This window comes from Nocardioides koreensis (assembly GCF_039531775.1).
Taxonomy (GTDB): Bacteria; Actinomycetota; Actinomycetes; order Propionibacteriales; family Nocardioidaceae; genus Nocardioides; species Nocardioides koreensis.
In genome coordinates this window covers 22485-42861 of record NZ_BAAAQR010000019.1, presented here as the reverse complement: position 1 = coordinate 42861, position 20377 = coordinate 22485, and the positions used below count along the sequence as shown (strand labels likewise).

20 protein-coding genes are annotated in these 20377 nt (G+C 72.4%); 9 read left to right on the top strand and 11 right to left on the bottom strand.

Features of this window, described 5'->3' with window-relative positions; translation table 11 throughout:
• Positions 1–223: 223 nt before the first annotated feature.
• Entirely contained in the window at positions 224–1579 is a 1356-nt protein-coding gene (locus ABD268_RS22370) for an HNH endonuclease signature motif containing protein (protein WP_344158041.1), read from the bottom strand.
• Positions 1580–1947: 368 nt separating this feature from the next.
• On the opposite strand from ABD268_RS22370, the gene ABD268_RS22365 reads away from it, so the two are divergent.
• Positions 1948–2139, top strand: coding sequence for a hypothetical protein (locus ABD268_RS22365; protein WP_344158039.1), 192 nt, complete (start codon positions 1948–1950; stop codon positions 2137–2139).
• A gap of 328 nt (positions 2140–2467) precedes the next feature.
• Here the strand turns inward: ABD268_RS22365 and ABD268_RS22360 are convergent, their stop codons facing one another.
• The gene (locus ABD268_RS22360) at positions 2468–2701 is read right to left on the bottom strand and encodes a ribbon-helix-helix protein, CopG family (protein WP_344158036.1); all 234 of its coding nucleotides are present in this window, start codon (positions 2699–2701) and stop codon (positions 2468–2470) included.
• Between the two features lie 549 nt (positions 2702–3250).
• Between ABD268_RS22360 and ABD268_RS22355 the strand changes: the two genes are divergently transcribed.
• Positions 3251–4168: a hypothetical protein gene (locus tag ABD268_RS22355; RefSeq protein WP_344158033.1), complete on the top strand. Its 918-nt coding sequence runs from the start codon at positions 3251–3253 to the stop codon at positions 4166–4168.
• Between the two features lie 221 nt (positions 4169–4389).
• Here ABD268_RS22355 and ABD268_RS22350 read toward each other — a convergent pair whose 3' ends face one another.
• From ABD268_RS22350 to ABD268_RS22335, 4 genes are all read right to left on the bottom strand, one after another.
• Positions 4390–6192, bottom strand: a complete 1803-nt coding sequence (locus tag ABD268_RS22350; RefSeq protein WP_344158030.1) for a glycerophosphodiester phosphodiesterase family protein — start codon at positions 6190–6192, stop codon at positions 4390–4392.
• 139 nt (positions 6193–6331) lie between these two features.
• Positions 6332–7969, bottom strand: a complete 1638-nt coding sequence (locus ABD268_RS22345; RefSeq protein WP_344158027.1) for a phosphodiester glycosidase family protein — start codon at positions 7967–7969, stop codon at positions 6332–6334.
• A gap of 101 nt (positions 7970–8070) precedes the next feature.
• Positions 8071–9474, bottom strand: a complete 1404-nt coding sequence (locus ABD268_RS22340; RefSeq protein ID WP_344158024.1) for a sulfatase-like hydrolase/transferase — start codon at positions 9472–9474, stop codon at positions 8071–8073.
• 161 nt (positions 9475–9635) lie between these two features.
• The gene (locus ABD268_RS22335; protein ID WP_344158022.1) at positions 9636–10124 is read right to left on the bottom strand and encodes a cupin domain-containing protein; all 489 of its coding nucleotides are present in this window, start codon (positions 10122–10124) and stop codon (positions 9636–9638) included.
• 94 nt (positions 10125–10218) lie between these two features.
• Between ABD268_RS22335 and ABD268_RS22330 the strand changes: the two genes are divergently transcribed.
• Positions 10219–10416, top strand: coding sequence for a hypothetical protein (locus ABD268_RS22330; protein ID WP_344158019.1), 198 nt, complete (start codon positions 10219–10221; stop codon positions 10414–10416).
• On the opposite strand, the gene ABD268_RS22325 is transcribed toward ABD268_RS22330, so the two are convergent.
• Entirely contained in the window at positions 10355–11401 is a 1047-nt protein-coding gene (locus tag ABD268_RS22325) for an AraC family transcriptional regulator (protein WP_344158016.1), read from the bottom strand. The genes ABD268_RS22330 and ABD268_RS22325 overlap by 62 nt on opposite strands.
• Positions 11402–11446: 45 nt before the next feature.
• Between ABD268_RS22325 and ABD268_RS22320 the strand changes: the two genes are divergently transcribed.
• From ABD268_RS22320 to ABD268_RS22295, 6 genes are all read left to right on the top strand, one after another.
• Positions 11447–11698, top strand: a complete 252-nt coding sequence (locus ABD268_RS22320) for a DUF4242 domain-containing protein (RefSeq protein WP_344158013.1) — start codon at positions 11447–11449, stop codon at positions 11696–11698.
• A gap of 164 nt (positions 11699–11862) precedes the next feature.
• Entirely contained in the window at positions 11863–12147 is a 285-nt protein-coding gene (locus ABD268_RS22315) for a DUF2218 domain-containing protein (RefSeq protein ID WP_344158010.1), read from the top strand.
• A 37-nt stretch (positions 12148–12184) separates the two neighbouring features.
• On the top strand, positions 12185–12934 hold the full coding sequence (locus ABD268_RS22310; protein ID WP_344158007.1) for an ABC transporter permease: 750 nt from the start codon (positions 12185–12187) through the stop codon (positions 12932–12934).
• Positions 12935–12995: 61 nt separating this feature from the next.
• On the top strand, positions 12996–14606 hold the full coding sequence (locus tag ABD268_RS22305; RefSeq protein WP_344158004.1) for a phospholipase D family protein: 1611 nt from the start codon (positions 12996–12998) through the stop codon (positions 14604–14606).
• A 73-nt stretch (positions 14607–14679) separates the two neighbouring features.
• Entirely contained in the window at positions 14680–15474 is a 795-nt protein-coding gene (locus ABD268_RS22300) for a crotonase/enoyl-CoA hydratase family protein (RefSeq protein WP_344158001.1), read from the top strand.
• Complete coding sequence (locus tag ABD268_RS22295) at positions 15471–17060, top strand: SMP-30/gluconolactonase/LRE family protein (protein ID WP_344157998.1); 1590 nt, start codon at positions 15471–15473, stop codon at positions 17058–17060. The genes ABD268_RS22300 and ABD268_RS22295 overlap by 4 nt, the downstream gene beginning before the upstream one ends.
• A 21-nt stretch (positions 17061–17081) precedes the next feature.
• On the opposite strand, the gene ABD268_RS22290 is transcribed toward ABD268_RS22295, so the two are convergent.
• The 4 genes from ABD268_RS22290 to ABD268_RS22275 form a co-directional block, all read right to left on the bottom strand.
• Positions 17082–17747 carry a Type 1 glutamine amidotransferase-like domain-containing protein gene (locus tag ABD268_RS22290; RefSeq protein ID WP_344157996.1) on the bottom strand — a complete coding sequence of 222 codons (666 nt, stop codon included), beginning with the start codon at positions 17745–17747 and terminating at the stop codon, positions 17082–17084.
• A 112-nt stretch (positions 17748–17859) separates the two neighbouring features.
• Complete coding sequence (locus ABD268_RS22285; RefSeq protein ID WP_344157994.1) at positions 17860–18801, bottom strand: oxidoreductase; 942 nt, start codon at positions 18799–18801, stop codon at positions 17860–17862.
• On the bottom strand, positions 18798–19613 hold the full coding sequence (locus tag ABD268_RS22280) for a maleylpyruvate isomerase family mycothiol-dependent enzyme (protein WP_344157991.1): 816 nt from the start codon (positions 19611–19613) through the stop codon (positions 18798–18800). Before ABD268_RS22280 ends, ABD268_RS22285 begins: the two co-directional genes overlap by 4 nt.
• A gap of 53 nt (positions 19614–19666) precedes the next feature.
• Positions 19667–20329, bottom strand: a complete 663-nt coding sequence (locus ABD268_RS22275) for a 2-thiouracil desulfurase family protein (protein ID WP_344157988.1) — start codon at positions 20327–20329, stop codon at positions 19667–19669.
• Positions 20330–20377 lie beyond the last annotated feature (48 nt).

Here is a 20377-nt window from a genome sequence, read left to right as displayed (position 1 = left end):
GGGGTCTCATCGGTGGGGTCGGCTGCGCGGGCAGGGCGCCGTCGCTTGCTTCGCCGTTGGCGCCGCAGCGTCGTCTGCTTGGGGTTGCGCGCCGTGGCGGCGCCCCCCGGCTCGCTTTTACGCTCCTCGCGCCCTGCCCGCGCTGCCGACCCCACGGTGCGGCAGCCTCGCCCTCGCCGCTTCTGGCTGGGTGGGGGGTGGTTGGTTGCGTCGCTGACTGCGTTCACTCGCGTCTTGGTCGGCTTCTGATCCAGTCCGGGGGTGGGTGCCCGCGTTTCGGTGGCGGGAGGAACTCGGGTCTCCCGTCGTGGGGGTTGAGCCGGACCTGCCAGGGGGTGTGGTGGATGACGCGGTGGTGCTGGCCGCAGAGGAGGACGAGGTTGTCGAGCTTGGTGTGGCCGCCGTCGACCCAGTGGGTGATGTGGTGGGCGTGGCACATGATCGGGGGGCGGGTGCAGCCGGGGAAGGTGCAGTGCCGGTCCCGGCAGACCACGGCCCGCCAGAGGGCCGGGGTGACCAGCCGGCTGGTGCGGCCGACGTCGAGGACCTCGCCCTTGCCGCCGAGGGCGATGGGGATGATGTCGGCGTCGCAGGCCAGCCGGCGGATCACCGACGGGGCCAGCTCGAGCCCGTCGTCGGTGATGGCACCCAGGGGCGCGGCGGTGCTGGTGGTGGTGCCGAGGGTGGCCCAGTCGATCTGCTGGCGCAGGACGTCGAGGCTGGTGGTGACGGTGACCCGGGGTCGGGCGCCGTGGCAGTCCGGGGGCAGGTCGGTGTCCAGGGCGTGCTGGGCGGTGGCCACCAACGCATCCCACAGCCGGGCACCGTGGTCACGCGGGTCGGTGAGGGTCTCGCAGTCCGGGTCCTCTTCATCGACCGCGGGTGCGGGCTTGGTGAGCGGGAGGAGGGCGGCCTTCAACACGGCGGCGTCCTCGACGGTGCCGCGGCCGCGGAGCCGGATCCCGCCGGCGCCGTCCTCGGTGATGGACAGGTGCCGGTGCAGGTGCGCGGCCCGGTCCTCACGGTCCAGGGCCTTCTCGGCGTCGCGTTCGGCCTTCTCGGGGTCGACCACCAGCACCAGGCGCTTGGCGGCATGGTGCAGCTCGGTCGCGGTCAGCCGGGACGCCGCCTCCAGCAGCAGCTGTTCGCCCTCCGCCCGGACCGCGGGGTTGAGGGGCAGCTTCTCGATCGCGGCCACGATGATCGCGGCCTGCTCCGGGGAGACCCGTCCGGCCAGCAGCGCCGCGTGGGTGGCGGTCCGCTCGCCGACCAGGAGCGGGGCGTGTTCGACGGCGCGGTGCCCCTGGCCCCGCTTCATCCCGGCCAGGTGGGTGAACCAGCCGGCCGTCGAGGACCAGGCCAGCTCCTGCTTCGGGACCTTCCGGGCCTCGATCTCGGCCAGCATCGAGGCCTCCAGGCCGGCCAGGTGCGCGCGGAGCGTCTCGGCCTCGGCGACCGCCTCGACCAGCTCCTCCGACGTCTTGGCCGCCCACAGCGCCTCGTCCAGGCAGGCCAGCCGACCGTTCACGTCCGCGACCACCCCGGCCGGGGTGGTGGGGAGATCGGTGGGCTGCTCCATGTCCTGACTCAACCAGAGCCCACCGACAGTCCCGGGCTCCTGACCTGTGGGTATCTCACCTGATGAGACGCTATGAGAAGAAACTTTCGAGAGAATTTTCGGATGGGTTCCGGCCGTGAGCCGGGAGCCGGCCGGAACCCCGAGCGGACCTCCGCCGTAGCCAGCCAAGACCGCGACCAGAGGAGACCCGCACGCCGGGAGATGGCCGGACGCAAGCGGACCCCAGCCGTACCTGAGTTCGGCAAACAACTCGGATAGCGGGTGCCTATTTTGACCGGCCGGCCCCCGGGACGTTGATCCCCACGAGCGGATCGCGGCATGAGAGGGCGACGCGGCATAGTGCTTACGTCGAGTGAGAGGTGAAGCGCGTGAAGGTGGAGGACCACGGCGAGGAGATCGCCGTGCGCATGAGCAGGGCCGAGTTCTTCCTCGTCCAGTCGCTGATGATCGAAGCGTTGGAGACGGGCGACGACCGGGACTTTCATACACGCGTCGGGGCCACGAAGAACGAGGTTCGCTCGCTCATCGCGAGCCTGCCCGACCTTCCACTAGGTCGGTGACCGCCAGGCTGAAGCGCAAGCACGCTCATCGGCACGATCGAGCGGATCGCGGCAAAGTAGTGCGTCGGTGCGAGTCGACCGGGACCAGGCTAATCAGGGCAGCAGGTCGAGGTACCTCTTGCGAGCTGGCATCGCGTGGATAACAAGTTCATCACCGTTCTCGAAGACGAGGACGACTGTCTCCAGTAGCCGCGCATTGGTGTCGAACCCCAGGCGGAGCTCGCGCTCCGGTGGGCGTCGTCGAGCGGTTCGATCCATAGGGACCACTCGGCCGCTTGCACAGCATCCTCGGCTGTGACGCCATGCTTCAACGCCCCGGGGTGGACCTTCACGCTGCAAAGTGGGCGAGGGCGGCGCGAATTGCTTCGGACCTGCTCATCGCGTTCTTCGCGGCCATGGCATCCAGGGCTTCGAGTTCTTCGGCAGTCAGCCGAACGGCGACGACCTGCATCGGCTCGGCACCACGTCCAGGGCGCCCACGACCGCGACGCTTCAACTCCTCGACGTCGTAGCCGGCCTCAGCCTCATCGGCCCACTTCTTGATCTGATCCTCAGTCACCACATAGATATCGTAAGACGAAAATGGTGCGACTCCAAGACCCACTCGACCGGTGGCACGAGCGGGCGCCATGCCGCCGACCGGATCGCGGCTGCTTGTTCCGCTCGCGCTGACGCGCGCACTATGCGGCAGGATCGGGTCCCGCGCCCACGCGCCCTATGGTCGACCCATCGGGGTCAGCGCATGAGAAGCCCGACGTAGGCGATGAGTGCGGACCATGCAACAGCCACGCCAACGACGACCCCTGTGACAACTCCTGCTCCAACGGCCCGTGTCGTCCGAGCGGCGCAGAGCACAGCACCTACGGCGGCGACGGCCAGACCAATGCCGATAACGGTCTGTCCAAGCGCTGCCAGCTCCGCGGACCGCGGGGCCAGCACACCGCAGCCGAGCAGCAGAACGATCGCAGCGCCGACGGCGCCCGCAGCGAAGTCTCGCCATGAACGGTCCCTGCGCTGGACCAGCGGGCTCACCTGGTTGCTCACTGCGTCATTGTGCGGCAGGGAGGGCGCCACGTCGGCTGAGTGGCACGTTCCCGCGCGGATCGCGGCTATGGCCCTGACCGTTGGTTGCGCCCCTGTTGCCTCCGAGACCCTCGCGAGCGACGGATCTAGGCCGGGTCGCTCCGCGATTTCGAAAAGTGCGGCGGCGGACCCGGCGGCGGACCCGGCGGGGGCCTACACGCCGTTCGTATACGAGCCGGAGTTCCCCGGAGAGATCAACTCCCACCTGGCGACAGGTTGCCGCGATGAAATACTGGCGGCGGGTCATGACCCGGCGGCGGACTGGGTCCTGGTGCTGAGCAACAGAAACACCCTTCGGCGCCAGGTCATCGCCAGACGGGACGATGAGGCCGTCCGCGTCGAGTGCCGCCTCCAGGATGTGATCCTGCCCCGGAACGTGCCTGAACCGATCGCGACCGACGACTCAGGCATCCTCCTTCAGTGCGGCTCGGTGGCCGGGCACGACTTCACCGGTTGGTCCGTGCTGACGTCGATGGCAGCGGCCCAAGGGGTGGAGGCGGTGCTGGCCTCGACGAACGGCTACACGGCGTACTGCAGCCTGCAGCCACCGGGCTGGGACTCCGGGAGCGGGCAGGTGGTCGATCTGCCCGTCCTGAGTGACGTCCAGCTCGGCCGTCGACAGTCCGGAGACGGCCACGACCTCGTCGGCGAGCGTTCGTTCAACGGCTCGTCCCTGAGCATCAAGACCGCCCACACACCGATCGCAGGACAGCTGTGGCACGGCAGCGGCACTTTGTACGACGAGCGCGGGCAGATCGCCACGGATGCGCGCCGGATCGTGTTCACCTTTGCCGACACCGGTGAGCGGTTCGTCGTGCCCGTCGTCCGAGGCCGATGGGCCGCCCGCATCCATCGCCCCGACGCGACCAGGGCGCTGGGGCAGTACCGTGCGGTGATCGCGGACCGAGCGGGCGGGTTGCTCAGCGAGTACACGAGTCCGCCCTGAGCGCGGACACTCGAATCGGAAGGTGACCGTCAGCTTCCCATCTACCGGATCTCGGCTCCGGACGTGCTTGGCATTTAGGCACCGCCATCCGAGTTGTTTGCCGAACCCGGCCGTACCTGCCGAAGCCGGAGCGACGCCCGGGGGCCAACGCCAAGAGGCCACCCCGGACCGGAAACCACGCAGGGCTCCGGCCGGGATGGCCTCGGGCGAGCAGGGGACGATCAGTTCCCGAGGAAGCGCTGCAGCCCGTCCAGGTCGTCGGTGTTGATCTGGTCGACACCGACCTCGACGAGCTTCGACCACAGCCGGTCACGCGCCGGCCCGGCCTTGTCGGGCGTCGCCCAGAACCGCAGCCGGTAGTCGTGCTGGTGCGCCTGCGCCACGATGTCGCGCAGCTTCTGCTCCTCGGCGGCGGGCATCGGCCCGGTGCCGTCCCAGGTGAAGCTCTTGGTCCAGTTGTCGCTGACCAGCGGCATGAACGAGGCGGGAGTCCCGGAGGACAGGTCGGCGAGGCGGCCGTCGTACCCGGCGTAGCGGGTCGGCTGGGCGAGCATCGCCGCCCGGTCCCGGTTGCCGCTGATGATCGCGGTCACCGCGCCGGGGTGGGTCTCGGAGGCGGTGAACGTCGTCATCAGGTTCGGGTGCTCGCGGAGCACCCGGTCGATCGCGGTCCAGGTCGCCCCGGCGTCGGACTTCGCGTCGATGAGCAGCTGGAAGGTGCCGTGCCAGTCCGGGTACTCGGTGCCGCCGTTCATCTTCCGGCGCGCCTCGAGCGGCGAGAGGTAGAGGCGCTCGAGCGTGCGGCCCGGCACCACCTGGTCCCGGTCGTGGGCCACGAGCAGCTGCCCGTCGACCAGCCACACGTCGGCCTCCACGCTGGTGAAGCCGTGGTCCAGCGCGTCCTGGAGCGGGCGCCGGTGCTCGTAGTCGTTGTGCGCGTGCGCCCGCTGCAGCGGCGTCGCCTGGTCGGCGGTGTCGTACGCCGGGGGCAGCGCGTAGCCGCGGTCGGCGAGCACCTGGCGCAGCCGGTCCGGGTAGTCGGTGATCAGTCCGTCGACGCCGTCGTCGATGAGCTTGTTCATCGTCGGTGCGTCGTCGACGGTCCACGGGATGACCGCGATGCCGTGCGCGTGCGCCTCGTCGACCATCTCCCTGGTGACGTAGGGCTTGTAGTCGTCGTCGGTGACCTTGCCGTCCTGCGGGAAGCCGTGCACCGGCGAGAACGCCGCGGCGCCGAAGCTGTCGATGGCCTTGATCGGGTCGCCGCCGAAGTCGTCGATGTCGAGCCCGCCGAGCCATGGGGACCTGCCCGGCTCGCCCACCTGGAGGAAGTCGTAGTTGGTCAGCGCCACCAGCGGCAGCCGCGGGTCGACCTCGTGCATCCGCATCAGCGAGCCCCAGTCGAAGCTCTGGATCGTCACCTGCCGGGCAATGCCCGCGGCGCGGACCTCGTGGTCGACGACCTGGACGAACTGCTCGCGCGGGGCGGTCTCGCTGGGGGCGCCCGCCTCGACCTTGGTCTCGACGTTGAGCTTCACGGCGTCCGCGTCGTACGCCCGGACCAGGTCGAAGACCTCGCTCAGCAGCGGCATCCGCTCGCCGGGCGAGGCCTGCTGCTGGGGGAACTGCGGCAGCGTCCGGCTGCCGCAGTCGAGGGTGCGGACCTGCGCGAGGGACAGGGTGTTCACGTACTTGCCGACGTAGGGGTACTCCGGGTCGCCGGGCGTGGCCGGCCCGGTGTCCTCGCACTTGGCGCCGTTGACCTTGCGGTCGTGCGTGATCACCGCCTGGCCGTCCTGGGTGATCTGGACGTCGAGCTCGAGCGTGCTGACGCCGAGCCGGATCGCCTTGTCGAACGACGCCAGCGTGTTCTCGACCGTGAGGCCGATCCCGCCGCGGTGCGCCTGCAGGTCGAAGGTGGGTTGGTCGGCCGCCGCCTGGGCGGGGGCCGGCTGGACGGGCGTGGTCGCGAGGACCGCGCCGAGCAGGAGGGCGAGGCCGCCCGTGATGTTCCGAGTCATCATGCGGGCGAGCCTGCGCAGCGCGCCGTACGCCGCGGTGAACGGCGTACGGCACCGGGATGGCCGTGATACGGCGAGCCCGGAGGGGTCGTGTGCCTGACAACGCGTCCTAACGCGTCCTCGGGCACACGACCCGACGGGGTCAGGGCTGGATCAGCAGTGCGTCGCCGACCGGCCGCTCCCCGGTGGCGTCGGACGGGTGCGAGATCACGGAGCCGTTGACGACCATCGTGGTCGACCCGCCACCGTCGAGGTTGATCGCGTCGACCAGGCCCAGCGAGCGCGCCACGTCGGCCGCCTCGGGGACCGAGAGGCCGAGATCCCGGGCGGACCGGCCGTCGACCGTGATGAGCACGGTGCGGCCCTGGCCGTCGACGCCCGCGATCGTGCGGGGGTTGCGCTTGACGAACCAGCCGTAGGCGAAGCTCGGGTCGCCCGGGTGCACGAAGCCGTCGCGGCGCTGGGTGATGTGGACCTCGCCGTCGCGGACCAGCAGCGGGCCGCCATTGGTGACGGTGGTGCCGCGCGGGGTGGCGAGCGGGGAGCCACCGGCCTCGAGGCGGGTGCGGACCGGGACCTCGTCGCCGACGGCCACGCCGTCGAGCAGCGCGGCGTCGTCGCCGGTGGCCTGCAGCGAGGTCTGCCCCGGCGCGAGGGCCGTGCCGCGGCTGTCGCGGACAGCGGTCACCACGCCGTGCTCGAGGACCACCTCGCGGCCGTCGCCGGTCGGCGTGCTGTCGCCGTACTCGGGCGTGAAGGCGACCAGCTCGCTGCCGTCGGTGCAGGTGACGTCGTGCAGCGGCAGGTCGGTGGGGGAGTCGGTGGTGTCCCCACCGCAGTTGCGGATCAGGCCGGGCACCCGGTCGACGCCGTCGAGGGCCACCGCCTTGTCGGAGATCCGGGCCACCCCGCCCCAGGTCAGCCGCCGCACGGCGCTGCGGCGGGCGTCGTCGTGGAGCACCAGCGCCGGGCGGCCGTCGGTGGACTCCGAGAGCACGCGGCCGTCGTACACGCCGGCGCCGGCCGGGTCACCGGGTGCGCCGGAGGCGGGGTCGAGCACGAAGAACCCCGCGTTGACCGCGGCGGTCGCGCCGCCGGCCGCCGCCAGCTGGGAGGTGGTCTCCCGGTGGTAGAGGTCGGGCCCGAAGGAGCCGGCGAGCCGGCCGTCGAACTTCCCGGGGTCGATCCGCAGCACGTTGACGTGCCACGGCCCGCGGTCCGAGGCGTCGCCGTCCCAGCCGGTGTAGACGCTGCTGGCGGTCTCCCCGGCCTGCGCCAGGCGGGCCCTGCCGGCGTCCGCCTCGGCCTGGGTCGGGTAGCTGCCGACCCGGACCCGGTAGCCCAGGACCCCGGCCGGGACGTCCGCGGTCTCCGGCTGGCGCACCTCCTCGACCCGGGCGGTGAAGCCCTCGCCCTCGAGGCGGTCGGCCTCGGCCTGCGCGCTGGCGCGGTCGGAGATCGAGCGCGGCGGCGCGTCCGGGTCCGGCGAGGTGGCGCCGGCGGGGATCGAGATCTCGTTGGTCCAGGACAGGCTGGGGTCGCTGTGCCCGCGGTCGATGCGGGTCAGCGTGACGCCCGGCTGGAGCGTCGTCGTACGACGGGTCTCGGTGAGGTCGGCGGGTCCGAGGTCGAGCGCCCGCGTGGAGCTGGACGACGTCGCCGCCGGGCCGGTGTGGTCGGGGGCGGCAAGCGCGACCGGGGTGATCGCCGCGGCCGCGAGGCCGACCAGTGCGACCGAGGCTCGGCGTGCTCGGGCAGGGACGGGTGAGTTGGTCTGCATCCGAGCGACCGTAGGCGCGCCGGCTACGCGCCCGGAACGCCCGGGCGTCCGGTGGATGAACGCACGCGGCACGGACCGCGACCCGGGAGCCGGGTCCGTCCTCACATCTCCAGCGCGCGCAGCGTCCGGCCGCTCGCGTTGCGCAGCGCGGTCAGGCGAGCGGTCATCGCGGCGGTGTCCGTGGTGGCGTGCAGGCTGCTCATCTGGTGCGGATCGGCAGCCATGTCGTAGACCTCCTGCTCGCCCGCCGCGTAGTGGTCGACCAGCACGGTGTTGCCCTCGCGCAGGTGCGCCCAGCTCTTGAGCGGGTGCTCGGTGAGCATCCGGGTGCGCCAGCCGCTCCAGTCGCCCGTGGTGAGCGGTCCCACCAACGACCGCCCGTCCAGGGGCCGGCCCGCCTCCGGGTCGAGGCCGGCCACCTCCAGCGTGGTCGGCATCAGGTCGACCGTGGAGACCAGCTTCTGGGACAGGCTGCCCTGCCGGACGCCGGGGCCGGTCACCACGAACGGCGTCCCGACGCACTCCTCGTAGGCCGTCTCCTTCTTGGCCAGCCGGTGCTCGCCGAGCATGTAGCCGTTGTCGGTGACGAAGAAGATCCAGGTGTTGTCGAGCATGCCCAGCTTGCCGAGGCGGTTCAGGATGGCGTTGACCTGGTCGTCGACGTCCTGGAGCTCCTCGAGCTTGCCCTCGTAGGCCGCCCGCATCTTGGCCCTGCGCTGGAACGGGAGGTCCTGCATCCAGCTGGGCTTGTCCCGCATGTCCTTCTCGTTGAGCGCCGGGGGGTTCCAGGCCACGCCGTCGAAGTCGTGCTCGTGCTCCGTCGAGGGCCCGTAGCTGTCGACCTTCCAGCCGTCGCTGTGCGGGTTGGTGGGCGCGAACACGGCGAACCAGGGGGCTGCCTCGGTGGCCCGACGCTTCAGCCACCTCTTGAGCTGGTTGGTCGCGAACTGGTCGACGTGCATGTCCACCGTGCGGACCCGGCCCGCGACGTTCACCTCGTGGCTCACGGTGCCGAGGCTGGCGACCCAGCGTTGCCATCCCGGGGCGACGTACGTCGGGCTGTCGCTGTAGCCGTTCATGTACTTGCCGAAGTAGCCGCACGTGTACCCGGCCTGCGTCATGCGGGTCCCGATGGTGTCCTGGTCGAGACCCTGGCCGTTGAACTCCGCCATCGTCTCGTTGTCCTGGCAGCCGTGGTTGTGGACGTACATGCTGGTCAGCATCGAGGCGCGCGAGGGGCCGCAGAGCGGGGCCGCGACGTTGCCGCGGGTGAACCGCACCCCACGCCGGACCAGCCGCTTCCAGGTGCGCGGCATCGTGGGAAGGGTGTGGCGGGGCTGGTCGTCGGTGATGATCCACAGCACGTTGGGCCGGCTGCCGGGTCGGCGCACGCCCGTGGCGGCCGCCGCCCCGGCACGGGTCAGGCCCACCGCCGCGGTGGCCCCGAGTGCGGCGCCGGCGCCGAGGAGGAACTTGCGGCGGGCGACGGTGTGGGGGAGAGGCATGGGTGACGGGCTCCTGCGGTCGTGAGCTGGTGAGCGTGCACGGCCGGGCCCCGAGAGAGGGCCTGGTCAGCTACCACAGTGAACGCTGGTCCCGCCGAGGGCGGAGACCCGGGGTGGGCGGGCGTGTCGTGACCGGCCCGGCCGGAGCGTCGCAGGAGCGCCTACACGTAGTGGTTGTCGTGCTCCTCGAAGAACGCGAGGAGCTCCTCGTGGCTGGGCTGCCAGCGCCCCTCCGCCAGCTCCACCAGCCCCTCGAAGTAGGCCTCACGCGGGGCGCCGGGCGCGAAGAGGATGAGCAGCGAGGCCGGCTCGCCCGACTCGTTGCGGAAGCCGTGCAGCCCGCCCTCGGGCACGTAGGCGAAGTCGCCAGGGTGGGAGTCGACCCAGTCCTTGCCGTCGAACAGCTTCACCGTCCCGGACAGCACGAAGAACGACTCGCTGATCGTCCGGTGGAAGTGCGCGTTGGCGCCGCCCGGCTCGGGCCCCATGTCCCAGCGGTAGAGCCCGAACCGGCCGTCGGTCGTGGCGCCGGTGGCCAGGTAGCTCGCGGCGCCGCCGGGCCGGGGCAGCTCCGGGGGCGTGCCGACGGGGCGGAACCGCGCCGTCACCTCGCCGGTGCGGCCGAAGTAGGAGGGCTCGGGATAGGACATGACCGGACGCTACGCCCGTCTGAGGTGGCCCTTCGTGCCCCACTTAGGGCAACTGCCCGATGTGACGGGCCGGGCTTACGGCGAGCGTGAGGTCATGAACCCGATCACCGCGAACCCCGCCGTGGCGCTTGCCTACGTCCGGCACACCAACGACGAGCGCGTCCGCCGCGCCGAGGAGCAGCGGCTGGCCCGCCGGCCCCGCGACCCCGCGCCGCGGCGTACCAAGCGCCTCAGCCGGCTCTCCCTGGTGTGGCACCCGAGGGCGGTACGACGCCGCGCCGCCACCGGCTAGGAGCGACCCCGTGGGCCCGCTTGAAGGCCCGGCTGAACGCCTCCTCGGACTCGTAGCCGACCCGGCGCGCGATCGCGGCGACGCCGACCTCGGCGCTGTCCAGCAGGGTGCGCGCGAGGTGCATCCGCCACTCGGTCAGGTAGCGGATCGGCGGCATCCCGAGCACGCCGCGGAAGCGCTCGTCGAGCAGCGAGGCCGAGACGTGCCCGGCGGCGGCCAGCTCGGCCACCGTCCACTTCCGGCCCGGGTCCCCGTGGATCCGGGCCATGGCCGGAGCAGTGACCGGGTCGCGCAGCGCCCGCAGCCAGCCGTGCTCGGAGGCGGGCGCGTGGGCCAGGTGCAGCTTGAGCACCTCCACCAGCAGCAGCTGGGGGACCTGGGTCGGCGCCTCGATCCGGTCCAGCCCCACCCGGGAGGTCTGCTGGTAGGCGTACTCGATGCTGGCGCTCACGAAGGCCCGGGCCGGCCCGTCCGGCGGGCTCACCACGAAGATCCCCGGCAGGGCCCGCAGCCGCGGGTCGAAGAGCGGGTCGTCGGAGATGAGGTAGCCGCAGATCACGTCCGTCGGGTCGCCGCCCTGGCCGTAGCGGATCATCGGCATCTCCGCCCACGGCGGCGGGTCGACCAGGCTGGCCACCGACACCAGCTCCGCGTCGTTCGTGCCGCCCATCCGGTGGTCGTCGCCGTACGGCAGCACGATCACGTCGCCGGCCTCCGCCCACAGCCGCTCGCTGCCGTCGATCTCCACCCAGCAGCGGCCGGCCGCCACGACGTGGAAGAGCACCACGCGGGCAGCATCAGGCGCCAGCACGGACGTGAGGTCGCCCGCCGGCATCGACTCGTAGGCCCAGTTCTCGGTGTACTCCCCCCGCAGGAAGATCGCCCCGCTGAGCCGGAGGCCCGCGAGTGCCTCCGACAGCGCCGGGGTGGGGTCCTGGTCAGGTACGCCGGGGACTTGGTCATGGCTCGTAGGTCGCCACGACATGAGACTCATGGTGTCACATCCCCACACCGAGAACGGAGCACGAAAATGCCGCTCTACATGGACATCCACACCGTCCCGGCAGGCACCACCAGCGAGGACGTCGCGGGCGCCCACGCGGCCGACGTCAGCGTCCAGGGCAGGTACGGCGTCGACTACCGCAGCTACTGGGTCGACGAGGCCAACAGCAAGGTCTTCTGCCTCGTCGAGGCCCCCGACCCGGAGGCCGCGATCGCCGTCCACAAGGAGGCGCACGGGCTGCTCGCCGACCACATCCACGAGGTCGTCGAGGGTGCCTGACCCCGGCCCGGCACGCCCCCGGTACCCGGCCCACCACGAAGGTGGGCCGGGCACCACGGCCGGTTGGCCCTTGCGCCCAGCCACCGGTTGGGCATGATCGCCCTCACCGGTGCTCGCGGGAGACCCCCGCCGGGCAGCCGGACGAACGACGAGGGGGCAGCAAGATGACGACGGTGAACGGCACCATGGCGACCGACCGGCCCGAGCGCTACGCCAAGCAGCTCGTGAGCCACTGGTCGGAGCGCGGACCCGTCTCCACCGAGGCGGGTGCGACCATCCAGCGCTGGAACACCGGCCAGGTGCTGGTGCTGCGCCCGACCGACGGCGCCCTCGAGGTCGAGGTGACCGTGCCGGACGGCGACGACGCCGCCCGGTTCGCCCAGGTCGTCAAGGCCCACCTCGAGCGGTTCGGCCAGCGCGACGAGGTCAACGTCGTCTGGCACCTGTAGCCGGGGGCGCACCTGACCCACGGGGCACAATGCCCCCGTGAGCACCGTCGCCGACTACACCTGGTTCGCCGCCGGGCTGCTGGCGATGACGGGCCTGACCCTGCTGCTCGCCCGCTGGGCCGGCGTCGGCCTCGGCCTCTTCCCGCTCTGGGCGATCATCCGCGCGGTCGTCCAGCTGACCGTCATCGCACTGCTGCTGCGCGGCATCCTGAGCGTGCCGTGGACGGTCGCCGGCTTCATCCTGCTGATGCTCACCACCGCCTCGTGGACGGCGATGGGCCGGCTCGCCGAGCTCTGGAACGGCCGGCGTACGGCGGTCCTCGGCGTGCTGGCCGGCGCGCTGGTGACGCTGGTCGTCATCTTCGGGCTGCGCCTCGTGGACTTCCAGGTGCGCTACCTCGTGGCCGTCGGCGGCATCATCATCGGCAACTCGATGACCGCGGCCACCCTGGCCGGTCGCAACTTCCTGCGCGGCTCCCGGGCGCGCAAGGAGGAGATCGAGGCCTGGCTCTCCCTCGGCGCCACTCCGGCGCAGGCCCACGAGGCGATCGGGCGGGAGGCGGTGCGCGAGTCGCTGCTGCCCACCCTCGACCAGACCAAGTCCACCGGCCTGGTCACGCTCCCCGGCGCGTTCGTGGGCGCCCTCTTCGGTGGCGCGAGCCCGGCGACGGCGGCGCAGTTCCAGCTCGTGGTGCTGGCCGGGATCGCGCTGACCATGACCGTCACCGGCATCGTCGTCACCCGCCTGGCCGGCCGCACGCCGTACGTCGTCGCGGGCACGGGCTAGCGGAGCACCGGTCGCCAGCACCCGAGGAGTGAGGCGGCCGCCCGTGGGGCATGGTGGAGACGTGCGAGACGTCGAGGACCCGACCGACTGGCTGCTGACCAGGAGCGAGCGGGGCAACCCCAGCACCCGCCTCGACGACCGGCACCCCGGTGAGCGGGCGTGGTCCGAGGGCAACCTGGTCCGCCCGCTCGTCCACGGCGCGACGTACTTCGCCGAGCTGTACGAGCGCCTCGAGGCGACCCGCGCCGGCGACCTGGTCTTCTTCACCGACTGGCAGGGCGACTTCGACGAGCGACTCACCGGCGAGCCCGGCAGCGAGGTGGGCGAGGTGCTCTGCCGCGCGGACGAGCGCGGGGTCGACGTGCGCGGCCTGGTCTGGCGCTCGCACTCGGAGGCCTTCGGCTTCACCTCCGAGCAGAACCGCCACCTCGGCGAGCGGCTCCAGGCCCGCGGCGCGGAGGCGCTGCTCGACATGCGCGTGCGCCTCGGCGGCTCCCACCACCAGAAGATGGTCGTGATCCGCCACCGCGACGACCCGAGCCGGGACGTCGCGTACGTCGGCGGCATCGACCTGTGCCACTCCCGGCGCGACGACGCCGACCACCACGGCGACCCGCAGGCCATGGAGCTCGCCGACGAGTACGGCGACACCCCGCCGTGGCACGACATCCAGGCCGCCATCAGTGGGCCGGCCGTGCACGACGTCGAGACCGTCTTCCGCGAGCGGTGGGAGGACCCGACGCCGCTGAGCCGCAGCCCGCTGCGCTACCTCAAGGACCGGGTCGGCGGCCTCGACCTCACCCCCGACCCGCTGCCGGAGCAGGCGCCGCCACCGCCGCCGGTCGAGGGCGGGACCCACGTCGTCCAGCTGCTGCGGACCTACCCCGACCTGCGCCTGGACCGCGACTACCCGTTCGCCAACGGCGGCGAGCGCAGCGTGGCCCGCGGCTACACCAAGGCGGTGGAGCGGGCGCGGCGGCTGATCTACGTGGAGGACCAGTACCTCTGGGGCCACCACGTGGGCGACGTGTTCACCCAGGCCCTCCGCGACCACCCGGAGCTGCGGGTCATCGCCGTGGTGCCGATGCACCCCGACCGCGGCGGTGCCGTCTCGCGCACGCCCCAGCTGCTCGGCCGGCGCCGCGCGATGCTCGAGATGATGCGGGCGGCGCCGGGACGGGTCGCGGTCTACGGCATCGAGAACCACGCGGGCACCCCGGTCTACGTGCACGCCAAGGCCTGCATCGTCGACGACACGTGGGCCACGATCGGCTCCGACAACTTCAACCGCCGCTCCTGGACGCACGACTCGGAGCTCTCGGCCGTCGTCGTCGACCACGGGGCCGACCCGCACGGGTTCGCCCGGCGGCTCCGGATCACCCTGGCCGCCGAGCACCTGGATCGGCCGGTCGACTCCGAGGAGGCGCTGGCGGAGGTCATGGCCGACTGCGTCGACGCGGCCGCCATGTTCGCGGCGTACGAGCAGAGCGCGGAGCGCCTCGACCGGTGGCACGCCGAGGGCCGGCGCGGGCCGCGGCCCCCGGGTCGGCTGCGCCGGCTGCAGCCCCCGGAGCTGGGCCCGGTGGCCCGCGCGCTCGCCCTCCCGGCGTACCTGACCCTCCACGACCCCGACGGCCGGACCCGCCGGCTGCGCCGCAGCGACAGCTTCTGATGTGACCAGGTCGTGCGGTTGAGGGTGCGTCATAGCGCACCCTCGGCCGCACGGCCCTTCTAGGCTTGGGCGCATGAGCCTGGTCAGCTGCACGGTCGAGGACGGCGTCGCACAGGTCCGGCTCGACCGGCCCGAGAAGCTCAACGCGCTGACGCTGGAGTTCCTCGACGAGCTGGTCGCCACGGCCCACCGGCTGCGGCGGGACCGGACGCTGCGCGCGGTCGTCGTCGCCGGCGAGGGGGACGCGTTCTGCGCCGGCCTCGACTTCGCGTCGGTGCTGAGGAAGCCGGCGAAGATCGTGACCAGCTTCGTGCCCCGGCCGTGGCGCGGCACCAACACCTTCCAGGAGGCCTGCTGGGCCTGGCGCCGGCTGCCGGTCCCGGTCGTCGCGGCGGTGCACGGGCACTGCCTGGGCGGCGGGCTCCAGATCGCGCTGGCCGCCGACTTCCGGTTCGCGACCCCCGACTCGCGCTGGTCGGTCCTCGAGGGCAAGTGGGGGATCATCCCCGACATGTCGGGCATCAAGAGCCTGGCGCAGCTGGTCGGCATCGACACCGCCAAGCGGCTCACCATGACCGCCGAGACCATCACCGGCGCGCAGGCCCACGAGCTCGGCCTGGTCACCGGGGTCGCCGCCGACCCGCTGGCGGCCGCCGCCGACCTCGTCGAGCAGCTCCGGGAGCGCTCGCCCGACCAGCTCGCGGCGACCAAGCGGCTCTTCGACGACACCTGGACCTCGAGCCCGCGGCGTACCTTCGCCCGGGAGCGGATCGAGCAGGCCCGCCTGCTGGTCGCCCGCAACACGAAGGTCGCCCGCGATGCGGCGTTCCGCAAGGCCGCCCCGGAGTTCGGACCCCGGGGTCGATGAGGTTCCAGCGCACGCTCGCCCTGGTCGGGGTGGGCCTGGTCTGGCTCGCGCTCGGGCCCTGGGTGCTGCCGGCCGCGCTGGCGCTGCTGCTCGTCCCGCGGGTGCGGGCTTGGCTGCGGCCGACCTGGCGCGTGTCCGGCGCCGTCGCCGCGTCGGTGCTGGCGCTCGTCGGACTCGTCGTGCTGGTCCCGGACGGCTGGCTGCCGATCCCGCCCGGGCCCGGGGCACTGGTCACCCCGGGGTACGCCGGCCGCCCCGCCGCCGCCCGTCCGATCACGGTGGACGTGGCGCAGCACCCGCACCTCGCGCCCAATGGTGCGAGCTCGATGCACGACGACGCCTGGGCGAGCGACACCTACGCGTGGGCCGGGCCGCTCGGGGAGTCGCCCGAGGTCGACACCTCGTGGTTCGGCCTCGAGGAGTGCGCCTCGCTGGCGGTGGACTCCCACGACCGGCTGGTCGGGCTCTGCGGCGACCTGCACGGGCCCACGCTGCACGTCATCGACCCCGACTCGATGAACCCGGTCGCGACCAAGGAGCTGCCGGACCGTCCGGACAACGGTGCGAAGCCGTGGGAGGACCTCTGCGCCGGCGCCTACTTCTTCCTCGATGACGAGGACCACGCCGTCGTCGCGACCACCGACAGGCGGGTGCTGGTCGTCGGCACCTCCGACGCCGACGGGGACCCTGACCTGACCACCGAGGCGAGCTACGACCTCGGCGACGAGATCCCCGCGCACGACTGCCTGGTCGCGCTGGTGCCCGACTGGCATGGCGACATCTGGTGGGTCACCCAGCAGGGCCGGGTCGGCACGGTCTCGCCCGCCTCCGGCCGCATCCGCGCGCTGGACCTCGACGAGGACGTGGCCAACTCGCTCGCGGTCGACAGGTCGGGGGCCTTCGTCGTCACCACCGAGGCGCTCTATCGGATCGAGGCCGGCGCGTCCGGGAAGCCCACGGTGACCTGGCGGACGTCGTACGACCGCGGCAGCGAGCAGAAGTCCGGCCAGCTCAGCCAGGGCAGCGGCAGCACGCCCACCCTCCTGCCGGGCGGGATGGTGGCGATCACCGACAACGCCGACCCGCGGATGCACGTGTCCTTCTACGGCACCGGCAGCGGCGACCTGGTCTGCCAGGCGGCGGTCTTCGGCGACGACGAGAGCGCCACGGAGAACTCGCTGGTCTCGGTCGGCAGCGGCGTGATCGTGGAGAACAACCACGGGTACGGCGGCCCGCTCAGCACGATGCTCGGCATGACCAGCGACGGCGGAATCGCGCGCGTCGACGTGACCGACCGGAAGTGCTCGGTGCGGTGGACCTCGGACGAGGTCGCGCCGTCCTCGGTGCCGAAGGTCTCGCTGGCCAACGGGCTGCTCTACGCCTACACCAAGCCGCACAGCTGGTGGGGCGCGAACGCGTGGTACCTCTCCGCGCTCGACGTCCGCACCGGCCGCACGGTGTTCAAGGTCCGCACCGGGCTCGGCGCCCTGAGCAACAACCACTACGCCGCCGTCACGCTCACCCGCGACGGCTCGGCGTACATCGGCACCCTGGGCGGGCTGGTGCGGGTGCGCGACCGGTCCTGACCGGGTGTCCGCGACTTTGGGTCAGAGCAGCTTCCAGTGCCCCTCGGAGACGACCTCGACGGATCCGTCGACCACCTTAATGGCCGTCTGGTCGTCCATCGCGTACGCCGGACCCGAGATGCCGGCCGCCCACTGTTCTGCCTCGTCCATGGAGTTGCCCGGCATACCCTCCTGAGCCAGGTGGGGACAGATCGAGAAGTCCACGATGCCCAACGTGCTGTCATCGCCGGTCGGCGGTCTCCACTGGATGAAGTCCTCCCCGACCTCGGGGGTCATCACCATGCTGCCCGCGCTCAGCCCCACCCAGACCGTCTCGCTCAGCGACGGAAGCAGGTCCGCCAGCCCGGACTCCCGCATCCAGTGGCACAGGTAGAGGACATCGCCGCCCGCCACCAGCAGGACGTCCGTCTCCCGGACCAGGGGCACCCAGCGCTCCTCATCGATGCTGGGCAGCGCGGTGAGCTCCAGCACGCCGACGGACTTCCAGCCCAGGTCGACCATGGGATTCTCGGAGTTCCCGCTGATGAACTGCCACGCCCTGGTGCCGGGGCCGACCGAGGGGTGCCCGTACATCGCGGTGGGGATGCACAGGGCGGTGGAGTCGGTGATCGGCTTGCCCAACATCTCGACCAGAGCATCGCGGATGCTCGTGTTGGTGACCCCGCCTGAGGTGAGTAGAAGCTTCAAGACGTCTCCTGGTTCGAGTGCGATGGTTCACCTGCTCCACGAACGACGGCAGGCGAGCACGACACGGTCGTCCCGGAAGTGAAGCACCGATCCTGCGTCGCAGCGAGAGCACTCAGGGGTAGCGGACCCCCGTGGTGTCCTCGCTGATCTCCCACAGCCGCCGCTGGGCGCCCTCGTCGTGGGAGAGCTTCGTGCTGCGGACGACGGCGGGGAGGCCGCGCTGCTCGGCCCAGCCGCTGGGCCCGCAGTACGTCGACCCCGGCAGGTCGGCGGTGGCCGCCATCAGCGTCGGCCAGGCCCCCATGTGGGCGGGCTGCGAGACGGCCCGCACCCCCGCGTCGAGGATCGAGGCGATGCCGCCGCTGGACCGGCCGTACTGCCCGTTGGCCGCCAGGTGCGTGCCCGCGAAGCCGGGGTGCGCCGCCAGTGCCTTGACCGGCAGCTCGGCCCGGCGGGCGCGGCGGTCGAGCTCGTGGGTGAAGAGCAGGTTGGCCAGCTTGGACCGGCTGTACGTCGGCCAGCGGGCGTAGCGGCCGGGCGGCTGCCGCGGGTCGTCGAGGGGCGCCGAGCGGGCGACCCGGTGCATCAGCGAGCTGACGGTCACCACGGTGGCGGCCTCGCTGGCGACCAGCTGCGGCATCAGCAGCCCGGTCAGCAGGAACGGGCCGAAGTGGTTGGTCGCCATCTGCAGCTCGAGCCCGTCGACCGTGCGTTGGTACGGCGTCCCCATCACGCCGGCGTTGTTCACCAGCACGTCGATCGGCCCGAACGACTCGGCCTCGAGCGCCGCCCGACGGATGGACCCCTGGTCGGCCAGGTCGACGACCAGCTGGTCGAGCTCGGGGTCGGCGACCTCCTCCCGGATGGTCTTCTCCGTCTCCGAGAGCCGCTCGGTGCGGCGACCCGCGAGGATCACCCGGGCGCCGCGGCGGGCCAGCTCGAGCGCGGTGTGGTGGCCCAGGCCCCCGACCGTGGTGCCGGTGACCAGCACGGTGCGACCGGCCTGGTCCGGGATGTCCTCGAGCCGCCAGGCGTCGGTGTGGGCGCTGGTCACGGGGTCACCGCGAACGAGTCGAGGATGCGCCGACCGAGCGCTTCGTCACCGGTGATCTCCACCGAGCCCGGTTCCGCGTCGCGTCGCCCGCCGGCGAGGACCACGAAGGCCTCGCGCTCCAGGCGCATGCACACCGTCGGGTCGGCGGGGACCGTCGGCATCGGCTCGCCGCGGCCGGCGTCCGTCACGACGTACGCCACCGGCGACTGGCCGCCGACCTCGAGCACCGCGGTGGTCCCGGCCGAGGCGCCGATCCGCTTGGCGAGGATCAGCCCGAGGCTCTCGGCGAGGTACGCCGCGGTGTGGCGCGCCCCGGCCGAGTCCATGCCGCCGGGCAGGTCCACCGCGCGGCGGATGTCCTGCTCGTGCATCCACACGTCGAGCGGCCGGTTGCGCAGCAGCCGCTCCCAGTCCCACGCGACACCGCCGAAGATCCGCTCCGGGCGCGCCGACGCGTCGGTGGGCGGGTCGGCCAGCAGCGCGGTGTGCCGCGCGGTCGCGGCCTCACGGATCTCGTTGATGAGCTCGTCGGGGGAGCTGTCCCGCCGGGCCACGACGCCCTGCTCGGTGTAGACGCCCATCAGGCCGGTCACGTGGTCCGGCTCGCCGACGTCGACCGTCTCCTCCGGGTTGCCGGCGAGGATCGACTCGAGGTGCGCGATGTGCGCGGCCACGGCTTTGACGTCCCAGCCCGGGAGGTCGGTCGCGGTGCCCCACTGGTCGGCTGGCACCTGCTCCAGCAGGTCGAGGAAGTCGTTGACCGCCTGCCACCAGATGTCGACGTACTCCGCCAGCCGTTCCCGATCGGTCATGCACGGCAGCCTATTGCCCCGCCCGACCGCACTGTCGAGGCCGGGTCCGGAGCTCAGGTCTCCCGGGCGCCGGGAGCGGGGAGCTCGTCGGGAAGGGCGGGCCGGTGCTCGGCGAACGGGACCTCGACACCGGCGTCCCTCAGCCGCCGGCGCAGCGCGGCCGTGAACATCCCCTCGCCGGCCCGGGTGTGGGCGGCGACCACGTCCCGGTTGAGCGTGCGGGGGTCCAGCTGCTCCAGCGGGCACCGGCCGACGGCCTCGATCGCACCGCGCAGGTCGAGCGTGGAGTGCACGCCGCACGACGGCGAGTCCGCGACCCCCACGAACCCGACGACCTCGACCCCGGCGCGGCGGTACGCCCGCACCTCCCGGGTGGCCCGCCGGGCCAGGTGGTCGTAGACGAGGCGGGTCCAGCGCAGGAAGGCGTTCGAGAGCAGCCGCACGGCCGGCGCCCGGGGCGTGCCCGCGGCGCCGAACGCCAGGAGCATGCCGCGCTTCTCGACACCACCCCAGGCGTGCCGCTCCGGGCACGGCAGCTGGTGGATGCCGGTCCCCTCGGCGAGGTAGCGGTCCACGACGTCCGGCACCCCGCCGGCAGCCTCCGCGCCGCCGAGGTAGCGGACGTTCTGGTCGAGCAGGCAGTGGCTGAGCAGCACCACCCGGCGGCCGCGCCGGTCGGCGAGCCGGCGCCGCAGTTGCACGAGCAGCTTGCGCACCGGCCCAGCATCGGGACGGTGGCACCCGGGTGCCAGTGCCGGAGGTCC